1 pseudogene is annotated in these 390 nt (G+C 62.3%); it reads right to left on the bottom strand.

Going from position 1 to position 390, the window contains the following annotated elements:
- Window positions 1-111 precede the first annotated feature (111 nt).
- Window positions 112-390, bottom strand: a pseudogene (locus GSQ77_RS29075) (hypothetical protein); the annotation flags it as partial.

Here is a 390-nt window from a genome sequence, read left to right as displayed (position 1 = left end):
GGGTGATCGAGCATGCCGCGCCGATGGGCGTAGGCGATCGCGCCGCGCACCAGCAACAGCGTACCCAGCAAGGCAGCCAGCAACCATCCGATGGCCATGAACATCCTCATGTCACTCGCTGGCAACGCCGTGAATCGGACGAATCGTGCTCCAGCTCTTGCAGCTGGGGCACTGCCAATGATGTGCCTTGGCACCGAAACCACAACGACTGCAACGGTACATCGCCTGCCCCTCCAGCAACTTTTTGGTGAGATCGCGCAGGATCAGGAAGTTCTCGCGCGCCTCGCCTTCGATCTTGTCCATGGTGGCATCGATCAACGCCATCAGACCCCGCACCGACGGCCGCAGGCGCAGCTGCGATGTCAGGAAGTCGATCGCCGCTCGTTCGCC

Origin of the sequence: Burkholderia sp. L27(2015) (assembly GCF_009765705.1) — a bacterium.
GTDB lineage: Bacteria > Pseudomonadota > Gammaproteobacteria > Burkholderiales > Burkholderiaceae > LMUX01.
The sequence above is the reverse complement of the archived record's forward strand: the minus strand, read 5'-3'. Positions and strand labels throughout refer to the sequence as shown.